General features: G+C 60.1%; 13 protein-coding genes. 5 read left to right on the forward strand and 8 right to left on the reverse strand.

The window, feature by feature from the left end:
* Positions 1–379: 379 nt before the first annotated feature.
* Complete coding sequence (locus ACA075_RS29015; protein ID WP_497296544.1) at positions 380–1741, reverse strand: OprD family outer membrane porin; 1362 nt, start codon at positions 1739–1741, stop codon at positions 380–382.
* Between the two features lie 362 nt (positions 1742–2103).
* On the opposite strand from ACA075_RS29015, the gene tauA reads away from it, so the two are divergent.
* On the forward strand, positions 2104–3093 hold the full coding sequence (gene tauA, locus ACA075_RS29020) for a taurine ABC transporter substrate-binding protein (RefSeq protein WP_497296546.1): 990 nt from the start codon (positions 2104–2106) through the stop codon (positions 3091–3093).
* A 154-nt stretch (positions 3094–3247) separates the two neighbouring features.
* Here the strand turns inward: tauA and argA are convergent, their stop codons facing one another.
* Positions 3248–4546 (reverse strand): amino-acid N-acetyltransferase, encoded by a 1299-nt coding sequence (gene argA, locus ACA075_RS29025; RefSeq protein WP_109635728.1) that lies wholly within the window; start codon positions 4544–4546, stop codon positions 3248–3250.
* A gap of 251 nt (positions 4547–4797) precedes the next feature.
* The gene (gene argE / locus ACA075_RS29030; protein ID WP_497296547.1) at positions 4798–5967 is read right to left on the reverse strand and encodes an acetylornithine deacetylase; all 1170 of its coding nucleotides are present in this window, start codon (positions 5965–5967) and stop codon (positions 4798–4800) included.
* Positions 5968–6123: 156 nt separating this feature from the next.
* Here argE and ACA075_RS29035 point away from each other — a divergent pair, with 156 nt between their 5' ends.
* The gene (locus ACA075_RS29035) at positions 6124–7491 is read left to right on the forward strand and encodes a CYTH domain-containing protein (protein ID WP_497296549.1); all 1368 of its coding nucleotides are present in this window, start codon (positions 6124–6126) and stop codon (positions 7489–7491) included.
* A gap of 117 nt (positions 7492–7608) precedes the next feature.
* On the opposite strand, the gene ACA075_RS29040 is transcribed toward ACA075_RS29035, so the two are convergent.
* A complete protein-coding gene (locus tag ACA075_RS29040; RefSeq protein ID WP_310262187.1) occupies positions 7609–8079 on the reverse strand; it encodes an Lrp/AsnC family transcriptional regulator in 471 nt (156 codons plus the stop codon).
* Between the two features lie 125 nt (positions 8080–8204).
* Between ACA075_RS29040 and ACA075_RS29045 the strand changes: the two genes are divergently transcribed.
* The 3 genes from ACA075_RS29045 (at position 8205) to ACA075_RS29055 (ending at position 10809) form a co-directional block, all read left to right on the forward strand.
* Positions 8205–8543: an ACT-like domain-containing protein gene (locus ACA075_RS29045; RefSeq protein WP_497296551.1), complete on the forward strand. Its 339-nt coding sequence runs from the start codon at positions 8205–8207 to the stop codon at positions 8541–8543.
* 90 nt (positions 8544–8633) lie between these two features.
* On the forward strand, positions 8634–10418 hold the full coding sequence (tfpB, locus tag ACA075_RS29050; RefSeq protein WP_497296552.1) for a type IV pilus assembly ATPase TfpB: 1785 nt from the start codon (positions 8634–8636) through the stop codon (positions 10416–10418).
* A gap of 70 nt (positions 10419–10488) precedes the next feature.
* A complete protein-coding gene (locus ACA075_RS29055; protein WP_169857239.1) occupies positions 10489–10809 on the forward strand; it encodes a DUF2388 domain-containing protein in 321 nt (106 codons plus the stop codon).
* A 174-nt stretch (positions 10810–10983) separates the two neighbouring features.
* On the opposite strand, the gene gcvP is transcribed toward ACA075_RS29055, so the two are convergent.
* The 4 genes from gcvP to ACA075_RS29075 all read right to left on the reverse strand — a co-directional run bounded on the left by gcvP (position 10984) and on the right by ACA075_RS29075 (position 17402).
* Complete coding sequence (gcvP, locus tag ACA075_RS29060; RefSeq protein WP_497296554.1) at positions 10984–13857, reverse strand: aminomethyl-transferring glycine dehydrogenase; 2874 nt, start codon at positions 13855–13857, stop codon at positions 10984–10986.
* Between the two features lie 256 nt (positions 13858–14113).
* On the reverse strand, positions 14114–14497 hold the full coding sequence (gene gcvH / locus ACA075_RS29065; RefSeq protein ID WP_497296555.1) for a glycine cleavage system protein GcvH: 384 nt from the start codon (positions 14495–14497) through the stop codon (positions 14114–14116).
* Between the two features lie 49 nt (positions 14498–14546).
* A complete protein-coding gene (gene gcvT, locus ACA075_RS29070) occupies positions 14547–15629 on the reverse strand; it encodes a glycine cleavage system aminomethyltransferase GcvT (RefSeq protein WP_497296556.1) in 1083 nt (360 codons plus the stop codon).
* Positions 15630–15785: 156 nt separating this feature from the next.
* Complete coding sequence (locus tag ACA075_RS29075; protein WP_497296557.1) at positions 15786–17402, reverse strand: ABC transporter permease; 1617 nt, start codon at positions 17400–17402, stop codon at positions 15786–15788.
* Positions 17403–17613: the final 211 nt, after the last annotated feature.

Raw genomic sequence — 17613 nt, forward strand, 5'->3', positions numbered from 1 at the left:
TTCCTGGTCCTGAGTCGAATGCCCTGGATCCTAAGACGCGCAATTTTTGCCGAACTCTCTAGCCCGGTCGTTTTGGCCGCGCAGGATACATCGACATAAAGCCAAAAAGAATTGTGTGATTCTTTTTCATAGCGATACGGAATATGCCTGCGCAGCACAGATCCGAGGTATCGGCTAAAAAGCCGATTCCTGAACCTGTTCTTCTGACGGGGATTATTTTGCTTAACACCGGGCTCCGTGCTGAGTACCGGACGGGGCCTACTTTAGGTGCTGGCAAAAAAAACTAAAAGGAATAAAAAATACTCAACACTGTGGTTTTTGGAATATATACAGACAAAAAAAAGCCTCGCCTGCCGGCAAGGCTTTTTCTGACGACTTGTTACATGAAGCTGTAGGTGTAGTTGAAGATCAGACGGGTCTGATCCTGATCAACAAGGCTTATGCCGTCGCCACGATAAGTACCGTGACGCAGAGTTGTACCAAACCCTTTCAGCATGCCCGTTTGAATCACGTAATCGATACGTGCGTCGGTCTCATGCTCGCTTAGGTCTTTACCAGTGCCGTTGGTAGCTTTGATGTCCTGACCACTCAGGTAAGCAATCGAAGCTTTCAGGCCGGGCACGCCCAGCGAGGCGAAGTCATAGGAGTACTGGCCGTACGTGGTGTTTTCACCAGCACGGATGAAACTGCCCACCGTGGCGTCGGTAAACGAGTAGAAGCTGGCGCCGCCGCCGCCTTCAGGACGCCCGTTACCATCAACAACGTTACCTTGGTTCAAGAAGACAAAGCCGCCGTCATCGCTGACACGCTGATGACCGAGCAGGAATGCGCTGCCACCCAGGGTATAGGTGAACGTGGCGTTCCAGGTGTTGTTATCAACTTCGCCCTTGTTCTTGGCGTAGCCACCGTTGTTGTTGAACTGATAGCCGGCGCTGCCGTTGCCGTTCTTGCCGTCGGAGCTGCTGTCGAAATAACGCAGGTCAGTCTTGAACGACTGGTTCGGGGCGATTGGGAAAACGTGCACCAGGCCGAGGAAGTTCTGTTTGTAGAAGTCTTCCAGGTTCGCGTAGTAGTACTGCAGCGTCAGGTCTTTGGTGACCTTCCAGTCAGCACCGGCGTAACGGAACTGGTTGCTGTCCTGAGTCGCGCCCGCCACAGACAGGCCTGTGGAGTTCGAGGAGGCGCGACCTGTCGCGTGCTCCAGTTGACCCAGGTTGAAGGTGACGTTGTCGATTTCCTTCGAGGAGATGGTGCCACCTTCAAAGGTTTGCGGCAGCACGCGGCTGTCGTTCGCAATCAGGATCGGCATGTTTGGCTGAAGAGCGCCGCCCAAGTGGGCCTCGGTCTTGGAGAAGCGCGCTTTGACGTTGCCCGACAGGCGGCTCCATGCATCCGATGCCGATTTATCGCTATCGCTAGGGTTGAAGGAGTTGCTGTCCGGGTGATGGCCCTTGCCACCGTCCAGATGGATACCGACCAGCGCCTGGGCGTCGATACCGAAACCGACGACACCTTGGGTAAAGCCCGACAGGTAATCGAACTTCAGACCTTCAGCGGTCTCGCGCTGTCTGTTTGAAGGAGTACTGGAAGTGGTGTTGGCAGCATTTTCACGGTTATCGGCGTCGAAATAATAGGTACGCGAACTAACCGATGCCTTGCTGTCTTCGATGAAACCGGCGGCGCCTGCCTGCTGCGCCAAAACCCCAACGGCCACGGCTAACGCCAAGGTGGACTTGTTCATTGTGAAGCTCCTCTCGATTCTAATTCTTGTGTTCCTGGCCCCAAGTCGATGCTCGGGATCCTAAGATGCGCGATTAGCGCCAGAGCGAGACCCACAAGTCAATCGTAACTATGTGTGTCTACGACTATGGTCTAACCCTCCGTTTTTTGGTCCATGCAGGTCATGAGCTCGTCACAAACCTGAAAAGAACTAGCCAGTTCTTTTCTCATACCGTTTAGGAATTCAGCTGAGAACTCATCACTGACCCCAAGACAGAGCCTCCAGCTCATAAGCTAATTCCTAAATGGTATTTGTTAGCTATTTTTTAGATCGTTTAGCGTTTGAAGCAATTCGGAAACATTCCCCTACCGAAAGGCGACGCCATGACGACCAAACGCGCACTATCCAGACCAATTGTTACAGTTTATGTATCGCTATTATTTTCACTCAGCGCTCAGGCGGCGAACCTCACCGTCGGTTATCAAACCGGCATCGACCCCAGCAAAGTCCCCCAAGCGGACGGTGTTTACGAAAAGACCATCGGCGAAACAATCGACTGGCGTCGCTTCAACAGCGGCCCGGAAGTGGTGACGGCCATTGCCTCCGGCGACGTGCAGATCGGCAACCTTGGCTCAAGCCCGCTGGCCGCGGCCGCCTCGCGCAATCTGCCGATTGTTGCGTTCATTGTTTCCGCGCAGATCAACGCCGCCGAAGCACTGGTGGTGCGTAACGGCAGCGGCATAGAAAAACCGGAAGATTTGATCGGCAAGACGATCGCCACGCCGTTCGTTTCCACCTCCCATTACAGCCTGCTCGGCGCGCTCAAGCACTGGGGCCTGGACGCCTCGAAGGTCAAAGTGGTGAACCTGCAACCGGCGGAAATCGCTGCGGCCTGGAAGCGTGGTGACATTGATGGCGCGTTTGTCTGGTCGCCGGCGCTGGGGGACATTCGCAAGACGGGCAAGACGTTGACCGACGCCGCACAAGTGGGTCAGTGGGGCGCGCCGACGTTTGAAGTGTGGGTGGCGCGTAAGGATTACGCCGAGAAGCATCCGGACGTTGTGGCGAAATTCGCCAAGGTCACCCTGGACTCGTTCGCCGACTATGCCGCGCATAAAGACAGCTGGACCGCTGACTCGGTGCCGGTGCAGAAAATCGCCAAATTGACCGGTGCCAATGCGGTGGATGTGCCGGAGTTACTGGCCGGCTCAACGTTCCCGGATGCCAAGGCCCAACAGACCACTGCGCTGCTGGACGGCGGCACGGCCAAGGCCATTGGCGAGACGGCAAAGTTCTTGAAGGAGCAAGGTAAGGTCGAGACGGTGCTGCCGGATTATTCGGCGTATGTCAGCGCGAAGTTCGTGCAGGAGTAACACACAAACCCTGTGGCGAGGGAGCTTGCTCCCGCCGGGCTGCGGAGCGGCCCCAAACCCGGTAAACGCGTTATGTCTGATAGACCGAGTTGCCGGGATTGGGAGTCCTTCGGCCTCCAGCGGGAGCAAGCTCCCTCGCCACAAAAGCCCGCAGTTACAGGGCTTTTTCGAAGATCTTCGAATTACGCTGATAGTTGTACAGCGACGCACGCGCCGACGGCAGGCGTTCAACGCTGCTCGGCACGAACCCACGTTCGCGGAACCAGTGAGCGGTCCGGGTCGTCAGCACGAACAAGGTTTTCAAGCCCTGGGCCCGGGCGCGGGTTTCGATGCGCTCCAGCAGCTCATCACCGCGACCGCCGTGGCGGTATTCCGGGTTGACCGCCAGACACGCCAACTCACCCGCATCCGAATCGGCAATCTGATACAACGCCGCACAAGCGATGATCATGCCTTCGCGCTCAACCACGCTGAACTGCTCGATCTCGCGTTCCAGCACCTCGCGGGAACGACGCACCAGAATCCCCTGCTCTTCCAGCGGGCTGATCAGGTCCAGCAAACCACCGACATCTTCGATGGCCGCTTCGCGCACGATCTCGAATTGCTCCTGGGCCACCAACGTACCGCCACCGTCGCGGGTGAACAGTTCGGTCAGCAGCGCACCGTCTTCGGCGTAGCTGACGATATGGCTGCGGGCGACACCGCCCCGACACGCTTCAGCCGCCGCATCCAGCAGTTCCGCCTGATAGTTGCTGCCCAGACGCTGCAAATGCGCCGGGACTTGTTGCGGACGCAGCTCACGAACCAGCCGACCGTTTTCATCGATCAAGCCGAGGTCGGCACCAAACAGCAGCAGTTTGTCCGCCCCCAGGTCGATGGCCGCGCGCGTGGCGACGTCTTCGCAGGCCAGGTTGAAAATCTCACCCGTCGGCGAGTAACCCAACGGCGACAGCAACACGATGGAGCGCTCGTCCAGCAGGCGATTGATGCCCTTGCGGTCGACCCGGCGCACTTCGCCGGTGTGGTGATAGTCGACGCCTTCCAGCACGCCGATCGGCCGCGCCGTCACCAGGTTGCCGCCGGCTACCCGCAGGCGCGAGCCCTGCATCGGCGATGAGGCCATGTCCATGGACAACCGCGCTTCGATGGCGATGCGCAACTGGCCAACGGCATCGATCACACATTCCAGGGTCGCGGCATCAGTGATGCGCATCCCGTGGTGGTAATGCGGGGTCAGGCCTCGCGCGGCAAGGCGGGTTTCGATTTGCGGACGGGAGCCGTGAACCAGCACCAACCGCACGCCCAGGCTGTGCAGCAGCACCAGGTCGTGGACGATGTTGCCGAAATTCGGATGCTCAACGCCGTCGCCGGGCAGCATGACGACGAAGGTGCAATCGCGGTGGGCATTGATGTAAGGCGAAGCGTGACGAAGCCAATTAACGTATTCGGGCATGAACCTGGGCCTGTAATAAATAGCAGCCAAAAAATGGGCGAAACTGAAAACGCACAGCGGGCTGATGGTTATCGTCGGAACAGGCTTGGCGACACGCGCGCTCTCCTCATGAATACGGGTTGGGACACTGGCAATTTACAAGGCTTGCCAGCCATGACACAGCCCCTGCTCGCGAAGGCAGAGTGTCAGTCGCAACTGACGTGTCTGACACACCGCTTTCGCGAGCAAGCTCGCTCGTACAGGGATCTCGTTCAACTGGCTGGCATTGGCGTTTGGGCCGGCGTCAGGCAGTAATGTTCAATCAGTTGTCGTAATAGATGCACGGTAGGCTGCAAACGTGACATTTCGAGGTATTCCCCCGGTTGGTGCGCACAGGCGATATCGCCCGGACCCAGCACCAATGTTTCGCAGCCAAGACGCTGAAGATAAGGCGCTTCGGTGCCGAACGCCACTGCTTCGGCGCGATGGTCGGTCAGCTTTTCGGCGACCCGGACCAATTCGGCGTCCTCAGCCTGCTCGAACGGCGGCACTTCGGGGAACAGCGGCGCGTAATTGATCTTCACCTGATGGCGTTCGGCAATGGGATTGAGCCGCTGCAAAATTTCCGCGCGCAGGACTTTGGGGTCCATGCCCGGCAACGGCCGCAAGTCGAACTCCAGTGAACACTGGCCGCAGATGCGGTTGGGGTTGTCGCCGCCATGGATGCAGCCGAAGTTCATGGTCGGCGTCGGCACGCCGAATTGCGGATTACGGAATTCACGCTGCCACAGCAGGCGCAGACCGCGAAGCTCGCCGATGGCATCGTGCATGGCTTCGAGGGCGCTGTGGCCCAGGCGCGGATCCGAGGAATGGCCGCTCTGCCCGAGGATGTCGATGCGCTCCATCATGATGCCTTTGTGCATGCGGATCGGCTTCAGCCCGGTCGGCTCGCCAATCACTGCCGCACGCCCCAACGGACGGCCCGCTTCGGCCAGGGCACGAGCGCCGGACATCGAGCTTTCTTCATCGCAGGTGGCGAGGATCAGCAGCGGCTGTTTGAACGGTTGATCAAGCAGAGGTATCACCGCCTCGATGGCCAGGGCGAAAAAGCCTTTCATGTCGCAACTGCCCAGGCCCACCCAGCGGCCATCGACTTCGGTCAGTTTCAGCGGATCGGTCTGCCACAGTGCGCCATCGAACGGCACCGTATCGCTATGCCCGGCCAGCACCAGGCCACCCGGGCCAGAGCCGAAACTGGCCAGCAAGTTGAACTTGCCGGGGCTGACCTGCTGGATGTCGCAGGCAAAACCCAGGTCACCGAGCCACGTCGCCAGCAAGTCGATGACCGGACGGTTGGATTGATCAAGGCTGGGCTGGGTACAGCTGACCGTCGGCGCGGCAATCAGCGCTGCGAATTGATCTTTCATGGACGGCAAAGGCATCGCTGACTCCAACTCGCGAATAGAAGTCCATCATAGAACCATCCGGCGACAGGAATAAACCGTCGCGGCGCGTAGGACGAGTGAGTCCTGTACACTGCACGACCTTGGCAGCCACACATTCCCCCGGCTGCGCTCCCGATCCTGGATTTTCCGGCCATGCAGAAAGAAACCGAAATCAAACTCCGCGTCAGCCGCGAAACCCTCGCCGCCCTGCGCGAGCACCCGCTCCTGAAAAAACGCAACAAAAGTGGCTGGGAACGCCGTGAGTTGATGAACCAATACTTCGACACGCCTGAGCGCGACTTGGCCCGCGCCAAGGTTGCCCTGCGCCTGCGCAAGGACGGCGAAGAAGTGATCCAGACCCTCAAGACCCGTGGCCAGAGCGTCGCCGGTCTGTCCGAGCGTAACGAATACGACTGGAACCTGCCCAAAGCCAAGCTCGACGTTAAGAAACTCGACGGCGAATGCTGGCCTGAAGAGTTGGCCGAGCTGGACAAAAAAAACCTGAAGCCAATCTTCACCACCGATTTCGTTCGCGAACGCGCCGAAATCGCCTGGGGCCGCGGCAAGACCAAAGTGGTCATCGAAGCCGCGCTGGACTTGGGCCACGTGGTGGTCGGCAAGCAGAAAGAAGAAATCTGCGAGCTGGAACTGGAACTGCGCGAAGGCGAGCCCGCCGCCCTGCTGGAACTGGCCGCCGAACTGGCTGCGACCCTGGCCCTGATGCCGTGTGACATCAGCAAGGCTGAACGCGGCTATCGCTTGTACGACGCCAACAGCTATTCGTTGAGCCTGCCGGCACCGCAAATCACCGCTGAAATGCCGCTGGACGATGCATTCGCCGCACTGAGCTGGCATTTGCTGAGCAGCAGCCAGCGTCTGGCCGAGCAGTACCGCTTCAACGGCCACTGGCGCCTGTTGCTGGACTGGGTAGAGAACCTGGCTGAGCTGCGCGCTTTGCTGAGCAGCCTGGGCCAGGCCGCACCGCGCCAGTCGACCCACGACCTTCGCGTGGCACTGGATGCCTTGCTCGAAGACTGGCGTCCGCTGGTACAAGCCGGTATCGACGACGAAGACGTGCGCAAAGCCGCGCCGGAGCAGTTCCTCGAAGAACTGGAGGACCCGCGCTGGGGCCTGTTCTCGCTGAACACTTCGCGTTGGTTGCTGGCCCGCACCTGGGCAGCTGATCGCAACGTCCGTGGCAATCGCCAGGGCGCTGCCCAGTTGGGTAGCTGGTTGCCGCGCTTGCTCGGTGAAGAAGCGACCTCCCTGCAATTGCAGCGTTATCAGCAACAGCCGGAAGACCTGGCCGAGCAACTGCCACGCATCGAACGTATACAGGCCTGGCTGCACCATGCCCGTGGCGTGCTGGACATCCCGGAGATGGATCGCTTGTACGGTGAGCTGAAGCAACTGGCGCAGCTGGCTAACGAACCGATCACCGATGAATCGCTGGATGCGCGCAAGCAGCAGGCGATTGCGGTTTATCAGAATCGTGCCTGGAAAATGCTGCTGCGTATGTAAATTAACTTCTGTGGCGAGGGAGCTTGCTCCCGTTGGGCTGCGCAGCAGCCCTGATTTTGGGGACGCTTCGCGCCCCAGCGGGAGCAAGCTCCCTCGCCACAAAAGCTCTCCACCGTACTAGCGCAACACCGGCAAACTCGTCGTCGACTTGATTTCGGACAACGCCACAATCGAGTTCACCTCCTGAATCCCCGGCACCATCGACAGCTTTTCAAAGAAAAACCGCTCATACGCCTCGATGTCCGCCGTGACAATCCGCAGCAAGAAATCCACCGACCCCATCAGCACATAACACTCCAGCACCTCGGGAAAGCCGCGAATCGCCTCGGTAAACTCAGTGAAGTTCGAACGCCCGTGCGCGTTGAGTTTGATCTCGGCAAAGATCTGCGTGTTAAGCCCGATCTTCTTGCGGTCGAGCAGTGTCACCTGACCCCGAATGATCCCCTCCTCCTTCATCCGCTGAATCCGCCGCCAGCACGGCGACTGAGAAAGTCCCACCTGCTCGGCAATCTGTGCGCTGGAGAGCGAAGCGTCTTCTTGCAGCAACGCGAGAATCTTGCGGTCGTAGCCATCCAGCTCGCTTTGCATAAATAAACCCATTATTGATAGCCAGCCGAATCAAACAATTCGAAAAAAAGGCAATAAGCCCCATCATAGATAAGAAATGCCCGGCACCGAATGTAAAAATTCCTCCATTGATTTGGAGACCGACCATGCCGCACCTGGAAGCTGTGAACACCTCGCCTATTCGCACCGATGTCTGGAACGCCAGCAACGTGCACTGCCGCGTTCATTACCAACTGCTGGCCGAAGCCGAGCCGGACCTGATGTGCCGGGCGCTCAACCTGTTCGCCTTGCAGCTTCTGACGCCACAACAGGTCAGCGCGCAGCGGATGGACGATTTGATGTCGATCGACATCGTCATGGACGGGCTGAGCTGGCATCGCGCCGAAGTGATTGCGGAAAAATTACGTAACCTGATCAGCGTGTGTTCGGTGGAGTTGCAAGCGGCTGATTCCCTGCGGGAAGCGCCAGTTCAGGCGGCAGGCTGACAAACCTCGACACGGCTTCGTCGGGTAGTGGCCCAACGGTCGGCGGGTCCGCGACTATCCTTTGCGAACTGTTGTTCATGAGGAGCCCGCATGTCCGTTCAACTTGCCATTCAGGACCGCTGGCTGGATCTCAATGATTTGCTGCGTGAACTGGTCGCCCAAGGCTTTATCAGCCAGGACTCGGCCGAACACGCGCTCAATGCCCGCCGCCGCCACGCCGCCAATGGCCAGATGCATCCCCTGGAATTCATCGCCAGCCAGCACCTGGACGACCTCAGCCGTCCGGGCAAACACCTCGATCTGGAAAGCCTGACCCTGTGGCTTTCGCAACAGGCCGGCCAGCCCTATTTGCGCATCGACCCGCTGAAAATCAACGTCGCGGCGATTACGCCGCTGATGTCCTACGCCTTCGCCCAGCGCCACAAGATTCTGGCGGTGTCCATCGACCGCGACGCGGTGACCGTGGCCAGCGCCCAGCCTTACGTCAACGGCTGGGAAGCTGACCTGACCCACGTGTTGAAGCTGCCGATCAAGCGCGTAGTGGCCAACCCGGTGGACATCCAGCGCTTCAGCGTCGAGTTTTTCCGCCTGGCCAAATCGGTCAGCGGTGCGACCAACGCCGATCAGCAAACCAGCTCCCTGGGCAACTTCGAACAACTGCTCAACCTCGGCGCCAGCGATCAGGAACCGGACGCCAACGACGCGCACATCGTCAACATCGTCGACTGGCTGTTCCAGTACGCCTTCCAGCAGCGCGCCAGCGATATCCACATCGAACCCCGGCGCGAGCAAGGCACGGTGCGGTTTCGCATCGACGGCGTGCTGCACAACGTCTACCAATTCCCGCCGCAAGTGACCATGGCCATCGTCAGCCGCCTGAAAAGCCTCGGGCGGATGAACGTTGCGGAAAAGCGCAAACCTCAGGACGGCCGGGTGAAGACCAAGACCCCGGACGGCGGCGAAGTCGAGCTGCGGCTGTCGACATTGCCGACGGCGTTCGGCGAAAAAATGGTCATGCGGATCTTCGACCCGGAAGTGCTACTCAAGGACTTCGATCAGTTGGGCTTCTCCGCCGAAGACTTGCGCCGCTGGCAGGACATGACCCGCCAACCCAACGGCATCATTCTGGTCACCGGGCCGACGGGTTCGGGCAAAACCACCACGCTGTACACCACGCTCAAGAAACTGGCGACGCCGGAGGTCAACCTCTGCACCATTGAAGACCCGATTGAAATGGTCGAGCCGGCCTTCAACCAGATGCAGGTCCAGCACAACATCGACCTGACCTTCGCCGCCGGTGTACGCGCGCTGATGCGGCAGGACCCGGACATCATCATGATCGGCGAGATCCGTGACCTCGAAACTGCGGAAATGGCCATTCAAGCCGCGCTCACTGGCCACTTGGTGCTCTCGACCTTGCACACCAACGATGCGCCCAGCGCCATCAGCCGCCTGCTGGAACTCGGCGTGCCGCATTACCTGATCAAAGCCACCGTGCTCGGCGTCATGGCCCAACGCCTGGTCCGTACCTTGTGCCCGCATTGCAAGGCACCGCTGACGTTGGGTGAAGAAGACTGGCAAACCCTGACCAAACCCTGGCAAGCGCCACTGCCCACCAATGCCCAGCGCGCCATCGGCTGCCTGGAATGCCGCGACACCGGCTATCGCGGCCGCGCCGGGGTCTACGAAATCATGCAATTGACGGATGGCGTTAAGGCGCTGATAAATCCCGACACTGATTTGCTGGCGGTGCGGCGTCAGGCGTTCAAGGAAGGCATGCGCAGCTTGCGGCTGTCGGGGGCACAGAAAGTGGCGGCCGGGTTGACGACGATCGAGGAAGTATTGCGTGTGACGCCGCAGAGCGAACAAAAGTAGGCGCGGCAATCACGGAACTGGATTGGGGAAATGGCGATCCAACCCCGTAGTTAACCAGTGGAGTCCCCCCATCATGCGTCTCAAACTTGCTGTCGCTACCATCGCTTTGTTGTCCCTTCCAGTCGGTTCGGCGATGGCCGATAGCTTTTGGCGTAACGTCATCTCTTCCGGTGCCACCACCGGTTCGACCTACCTGACCTTCAAGGATCACAAGCTGATCGTTGCCGCGCAGGACGACGCCGGCAGCTTCGTCGCCAGTGACGGCGGCATCCGCGGTCCTTATCTGGAAGCCGCGATGCAGAAAGTCCGCGCCGACAACCCGGGCCTGCAGGCGACGGACATGGAACTGGCGAATGCGATCCTGGCGAAGAATGCCGTCGCTTCGGAATAAGCTTTGGCTAAACAAAAATGCCGCTCAAACGAGCGGCATTTTTTTGCCCAACACAAACCCCTGTGGGAGCGGGCTTGCCCGCGATGAGGCCATTGGCTTCACATTAATGTCGCCTGACAGAACGCCATCGCGGGCAAGCCCGCTCCTAAAGGACTTGCATGTACTTCGCAGTTTTTAGCGGTAATCGTCCACCGGCACGCAGGCGCAGAACAGGTTCCGGTCGCCATAGACGTTATCCACCCGATTCACCACCGGCCAATATTTATGCGCCTTGGTGTGCGCATCCGGGGTCACCGCTTGCTCGATGCTGTAAGGCCGCTCCCAAACCCCGGTGATATCAGCCAGGGTATGCGGTGCCCGCTTCAGCGGATTGTCTTCGGCGGGCCAGTTGCCGTTCTGCACCTCGGTGATTTCCGCACGAATGCTCAGCATCGCCCCGATAAACCGGTCCAGCTCGGCCTTTGACTCACTCTCGGTCGGCTCGACCATCAGCGTTCCCGGCACCGGAAACGACATGGTCGGCGCATGGAAACCGTAATCCATCAGGCGCTTGGCTACGTCCTCTTCACTGATCCCGGTCAGCGCCTTCAATGGCCGCAAATCCAGAATGCATTCGTGCGCCACCCGCTCGTTGCGCCCGGCGTAGAGCACTGGAAATGCTCCGGATAAATGCTGCGCCAGGTAATTCGCCGCAAGGATCGCCACCTCGCTGGCATCCGCCAATTGTGGGCCCATCATGGCGATGTACATCCAGCTGATCGGCAAAATGCTCGCACTGCCCCAAGGCGCGGCGCTGACTGCGCCATTTTGCGGCAACGGTCCCTCAATCGGCACCACCGGGTGATTGGCGACGAACGGCGCCAAGTGTGCGCGCACACCAATCGGGCCCATGCCCGGCCCACCGCCGCCATGGGGAATGCAGAACGTCTTGTGCAGGTTCATGTGGGACACGTCGGCGCCAATGTCCGCCGGACGGGCCAATCCCACCTGAGCGTTGAGGTTGGCGCCATCCATGTACACCTGGCCGCCGTGGCTGTGGATAACTTCACAGATTTCGCTGATGCCTTCCTCATACACGCCATGGGTCGACGGATACGTCGCCATCAGGCAGGCGAGTTTGTCGCCCGCCTCCGCGGCCTTGCCTTTGAGGTCATCCAGATCGACGTTGCCGGCCTCGTCGCACTCGACGATCACCACGCGCATCCCGGCCATCTGCGCCGAGGCCGGGTTGGTGCCGTGGGCCGAGGACGGAATCAGGCAAATGTCTCGCGCCCCCTGTTGACGGCTCTCGTGATATTTGCGGATCGCCAGCAGCCCGGCGTACTCGCCTTGGGCGCCGGAGTTGGGTTGCATGCAGATCGCGTCGAAACCGGTGATCGCGCAGAGCCAGCGTTCCAGTTCCTCGATCATCAGTGAATAACCCACTGCCTGCTCTTTCGGCACAAACGGGTGCAGGTTGGCGAACTGCGGCCAAGTGATGGGGATCATCTCGCTGGTGGCATTGAGTTTCATGGTGCAGGAGCCCAGCGGGATCATCGATTGGTTGAGCGCCAGGTCTTTGTTTTCTAATTGCTTGAGGTAACGCAGCATCTCGGTTTCGCTGTGATGGGCGCTGAATACGGGATGGCGCAGATAAGGCGAACTGCGCAGTAGCCCTGCGGGAATGCCGGAAGCAAGGGTTTCAGCGTCCAGTTCGTCGACGTTGAGCCCATGATCGGCACCGAGGAACACATCAAACAACTTCGCGACGGTGGTTTCGTCAGAGGTTTCGTCGAGGCTCAGCCCTAACTGCCCGCGCCCGAGAATGCGCAAATTGATCTGTGCGGCCCGGGCACTTTCGATGATTGCCGTCTGAGTGCCACCGACCTCCAGCGTCAGCGTGTCGAAAAAGTGTGTGTTGAGACGGGTGATGCCATGGCGCTCCAGGCCAGCGGCAAGGATGCTGGTCAGCCGGTGGACGCGCTGGGCAATGCGTTTGAGCCCTTCCGGACCGTGGTAGACCGCATAGAAACTGGCGATGTTGGCCAGCAGCACCTGAGCGGTGCAGATGTTCGAGTTGGCCTTCTCCCGGCGGATATGTTGCTCACGGGTTTGCAGGGCCATGCGCAGCGCGACATTGCCGCGAGCATCTTTCGACACGCCGATGATCCGCCCGGGAATCGCGCGCTTGTACTCATCGCGGCTGGCAAAAAACGCCGCGTGCGGCCCGCCGTAACCCATCGGCACACCGAAGCGCTGGGACGAGCCGAACACCACGTCAGCGCCCAATTCCCCAGGCGGGGTCAGCAACAGCAAGCTCAGCAGATCCGTCGCAACACAGGCCAGCGCCTGCTGGGCATGCAGATGATCGATCAACGGACGCAGGTCGCGGATCTCGCCGTGGGTGTCGGGATATTGCAGCAACGCGCCGAACACCTCGTGCTGCTTCAAGTTATCCACAGCGTCGACGATCAACTCGAAACCGAACCCTTCGGCCCGGGTCTGCACCACGGAAATGGTTTGCGGATGGCAGTTCTCGTCGACGAAGAACAGATTGCTCCGGGACTTGGCGACCCGCTTGGCCAGCGCCATGGCTTCCGCCGCCGCCGTGGCTTCATCGAGCAGCGAAGCGTTGGCCAGTTCAAGGCCCGTGAGGTCGATGGTCAATTGCTGGAAATTCAGCAGCGCTTCGAGCCGGCCCTGGGCGATCTCCGGCTGATAAGGGGTGTAGGCGGTGTACCAACCGGGATTTTCCAGCACGTTGCGCAAAATGACGGCCGGCGTGAGGGTGCCGTGGTAACCCATGCCGATCAGACTGGTCCAGACCTGATTCTGCTCGGCGTACCCGCGCAGCTTGGCCAGCGCCGCTTCTTCGTCAAGTGCAGGCGGCAAATCGAGCGCCCGGTTCAGGCGAATTCCCGGCGGCACCGTCTGCTCGATGAGCTCGACCCGGCTGCCGAGGCCGAGACTGTCGAGCATCGCCTGTTGCTCGGCGGCATCGGGTCCGAGGTGGCGGCGAAGAAAGGCATTGGGGTCGCGTAACTGGCTCAAGGACGGCAACTGGGACATGACGGGCTCTCTCTTGACTGGCGCTCAACGTCGATGCAACACGGTCAAACCAGCATAGCAGCCGCTGCCATCGGCGAATTCTGGAAATCGGACACTGCCCTCTGTGGGAGCGAGCCTGCTCGCGATGGCGGTGTATCAGTCGCTGATGATGTCGACTGATCCACCGCCATCGCGAGCAGGCTCGCTCCCACAAGGGAAAATCCGTCAGGCGAAAAAAAGCCCCGACTAGTCGGGGCTTTGGGATGACGCTGAAGGCTTACTCGCCGATGGCGGCCTTGTAGCCGGCGGCATCGAGCAGCTTGTCCAGCTCAGCCTTGTCGCTAGGCTTCAGTTTGAAGATCCAGGCACTGTACGGTTCGGAGTTGAGCAGTTCCGGGTTAGCGCTCAACTCTTCGTTGATCGCGATCACTTCACCGGATACCGGGGAGTAAATGTCGGATGCGGCTTTAACCGACTCAACGACACCGGATTGATCACCGGCAGCGAATACTTTTCCGACTTCGGTCAGCTCAACGAACACCACATCGCCCAAGGCTTCCTGAGCGTGATCGCTGATGCCCACGGTGACGGTGCCATCGGCTTCGAGACGGGCCCATTCGTGACTTTCGGCAAAACGCAGGTCGGCAGGGATATCGCTCATGTTCTGTGTCCTCAAGAGAATTGTCAGCGGTCGTTGCCCGCCAAAAAGGTTAGATCAAGGTTTTGCCATGGCGGACGAAGGTCGGTTTGACCACCCGAACCGGGTACCACTTGCCACGGATTTCCACTTCTGCGCGGTCGGCAGTTGCCATCGGCACGCGCGCCAGTGCTATCGACTTGCTAAGCGTAGGAGAGAAACTACCACTGGTGATCTCTCCTTCGCCAACATTGGCGATACGGACCACTTGATGAGCGCGCAAAACCCCGCGTTCCTCAAGGACCAGACCGACCAGCTTGTGCTGCACGCCACCGGCCCGCTCGGCTTCCAGGGCACTGCGACCGATGAACTGGCGAGTGGCCGGTTCCCAGGCAATGCTCCAGGCCATGTTCGAGGCCAGCGGTGAAACGTCTTGATGAATGTCCTGGCCGTACAGGTTCATGCCGGCTTCGACACGCAAGGTATCGCGGGCGCCCAGACCAATAGGAGAAATGCCCGCGCCCACCAGGTCGTTGAAAAACCCTGGCGCCTGATTGGCCGGCAGAACGATTTCCAGGCCATCCTCACCGGTATAACCGGTGCGCGCGATAAACCAGTCGCCGTCAGGCTGGCCTTCAAAAGGCTTGAGCATCTGGATCAGGTTGCCGCGGGACTGGGTCACCAGTTCGGAAATCTTGTGTCGGGCGTGTGGACCCTGAATCGCGAGCATCGCCAGTTCGGAGCGCTCGTTGAGCTGCACATCGAAACCGTCGAGATGGGCCTGCATCCAGGCGAGGTCCTGATTGCGGGTGGAGGCGTTGACCACCAGCCGATAACCGTCCTCGAGACGGTAGACGATCATGTCGTCGACGATGCCGCCGCGCTCGTTCAGCATCGTGCTGTACAAGGCACGGCCGGCGCTGTGCAGGCGCTCGACGTCATTGGCCAGCAAATGCTGGAGCCAGGCCTTGGCCTGGGGGCCGCCGACATCGATCACGGTCATGTGGGATACATCGAAAACTCCGCAATCGCGGCGCACCTGATGGTGTTCCTCGACCTGCGAGCCGTAATGCAGAGGCATATCCCAACCGCCAAAATCGACCATCTTCGCGCCGAGGGCGAGATGAAGGTCATACAGAGGCGTGCGCTGTCCCATGGGTTTCTCCTTCCGGGCGTGGCGAAGGTGCGGGTCGGTGCTGCATGGGGTGAAAGCCTTGAAATAGAAGGCTTTCAGCCGATTTCAGCTACCAGGTCCGTAGGACGGACCGCACCGAATGCCGCGCATTGTAGCCTCAAGGTGTAGGACTGACACCTAGGCGTTTCGATGCGCCGAACGTCGAATCAATCCGATGACCGGTAACAGCCCGACCAAAACCAGGGTCAGGGCTGGCAGAGAAGCCCTCGCCCACTCGCCTTCGCTGGTCATTTCAAAGATCCGTACTGCCAGCGTGTCCCAGCCAAACGGGCGCATCAGCAGGGTCGCGGGCATTTCCTTGAGCACATCGACGAACACCAGCAACGCGGCGCTCAACGTGCCGGGCAGCAATAACGGCAGATACACTTTGAAAAACAGTCGTGGCCCACTGACGCCAAGGCTACGTGCCGCTTCGGGCAAAGATGGCCGTATTCGCGCCAGGCTGCTTTCCAGCGGCCCGTAAGCCACTGCAATGAAACGCACCAGGTAGGCCAGCAACAACGCCGACAGACTGCCCAGCAGCAATGGCTTGCCGGCGCCCCCCAGCCAACCCGACAACGGGATCACCAGTTCACGGTCCAGGTAACTGAACGCCAGCATGATCGACACCGCCAGCACCGAACCCGGCAGGGCGTAGCCGAGATTGGCCAGGCCGACACCGGAGCGGATCGCCCGGGTCGGCGCCAGTCGCCGGGCAAATGCCAGTATCAGGGCAACGCTTACGGTAATCAGCGCGGCCATGCCGCCCAGGTACAAGGTGTGGACGATCAGACCGGCGTAACGCTCATCCAGGTCGAAGCGACCACGCTGCCAGAACCACACCACCAGTTGCAGCATCGGAATGACAAAGGCACAGGCGAACACTAAGCCACACCAGCTCGTGGCCGCCAACGCTTTGAAACCCCGCAGGTGGTACAGCGCCTGGACCCGGGGTCGCTCATTGCTCGTGCGATTGGCCCCGCGAGCACGACGTTCGCCGTACAACACGATCATCACCACCAGCAGTAACAGGCTGGCCAGTTGCGCGGCGGTGGAGAGGCTGAAAAATCCGTACCAGGTTTTGTAGATCGCCGTGGTGAAGGTGTCGAAGTTGAACACCGACACCGCACCGAAGTCCGCCAGGGTTTCCATCAACGCCAACGCCACGCCGGCACCAATGGCTGGGCGCGCCATGGGCAAGGCCACTCGCCAGAACGCCTGCCACGGCGATTGACCCAGCACCCGCGCCGCTTCCATCAAGCCTTTGCCCTGAGCGAGGAATGCCGTGCGCGCCAGCAGGTAAACGTAGGGATAGAACACCAGCACCAGTACCAGGATGACACCGCCGGTGGAGCGCACTCTCGGCAACCTGAGACCGGTGCCGAACCATTCCCGCAGCAGGGTTTGCACGGGGCCGGCGAAATCCAGCAGGCCGACGAAGACGAAGGCCAGCACGTAAGCGGGAATGGCAAATGGCAGCATCAGCGCCCAGTCCAGCCATCGCCGACCGGGGAATTCGCAGAGGCTGGTCAGCCAGGCGAGGCTGACGCCCAGGAGTGTGACGCCGATTCCGACGCCGAGCACCAACGTCAGCGTGTTGCCCAGCAGGCGCGGCATCTGGGTGTCCCAGAGGTGGGACCAGATTTGGTGATCGATGGTTTGCCATGACAACAGCAAAACGCTAAGTGGCAGCAGGACCAGCGCAGCGATGGCGAAGACCAGGGGGTACCAGCGGCGTTGGGCGGGGTGGGCCAAGGGGATTCTCTAGAAAATGCAGGGCCGACTCTAACTTGAAGTCGGCTCCATTTTGTGGCGAGGGAGCTTGCTCCCGCTCGGGTGCGAAGCAGCCGCAGGAGGTTATCAGATATCTCGATTCTGACCTGTCGACGCCAACGGGGCCGCTTCGCACCCCAGCGGGAGCAAGCTCCCTCGCCACAGGTAGCCGCTCGCCACAATAACGGTGAGG

The sequence above is a fragment of the Pseudomonas sp. LBUM1663 genome (assembly GCF_059695905.1).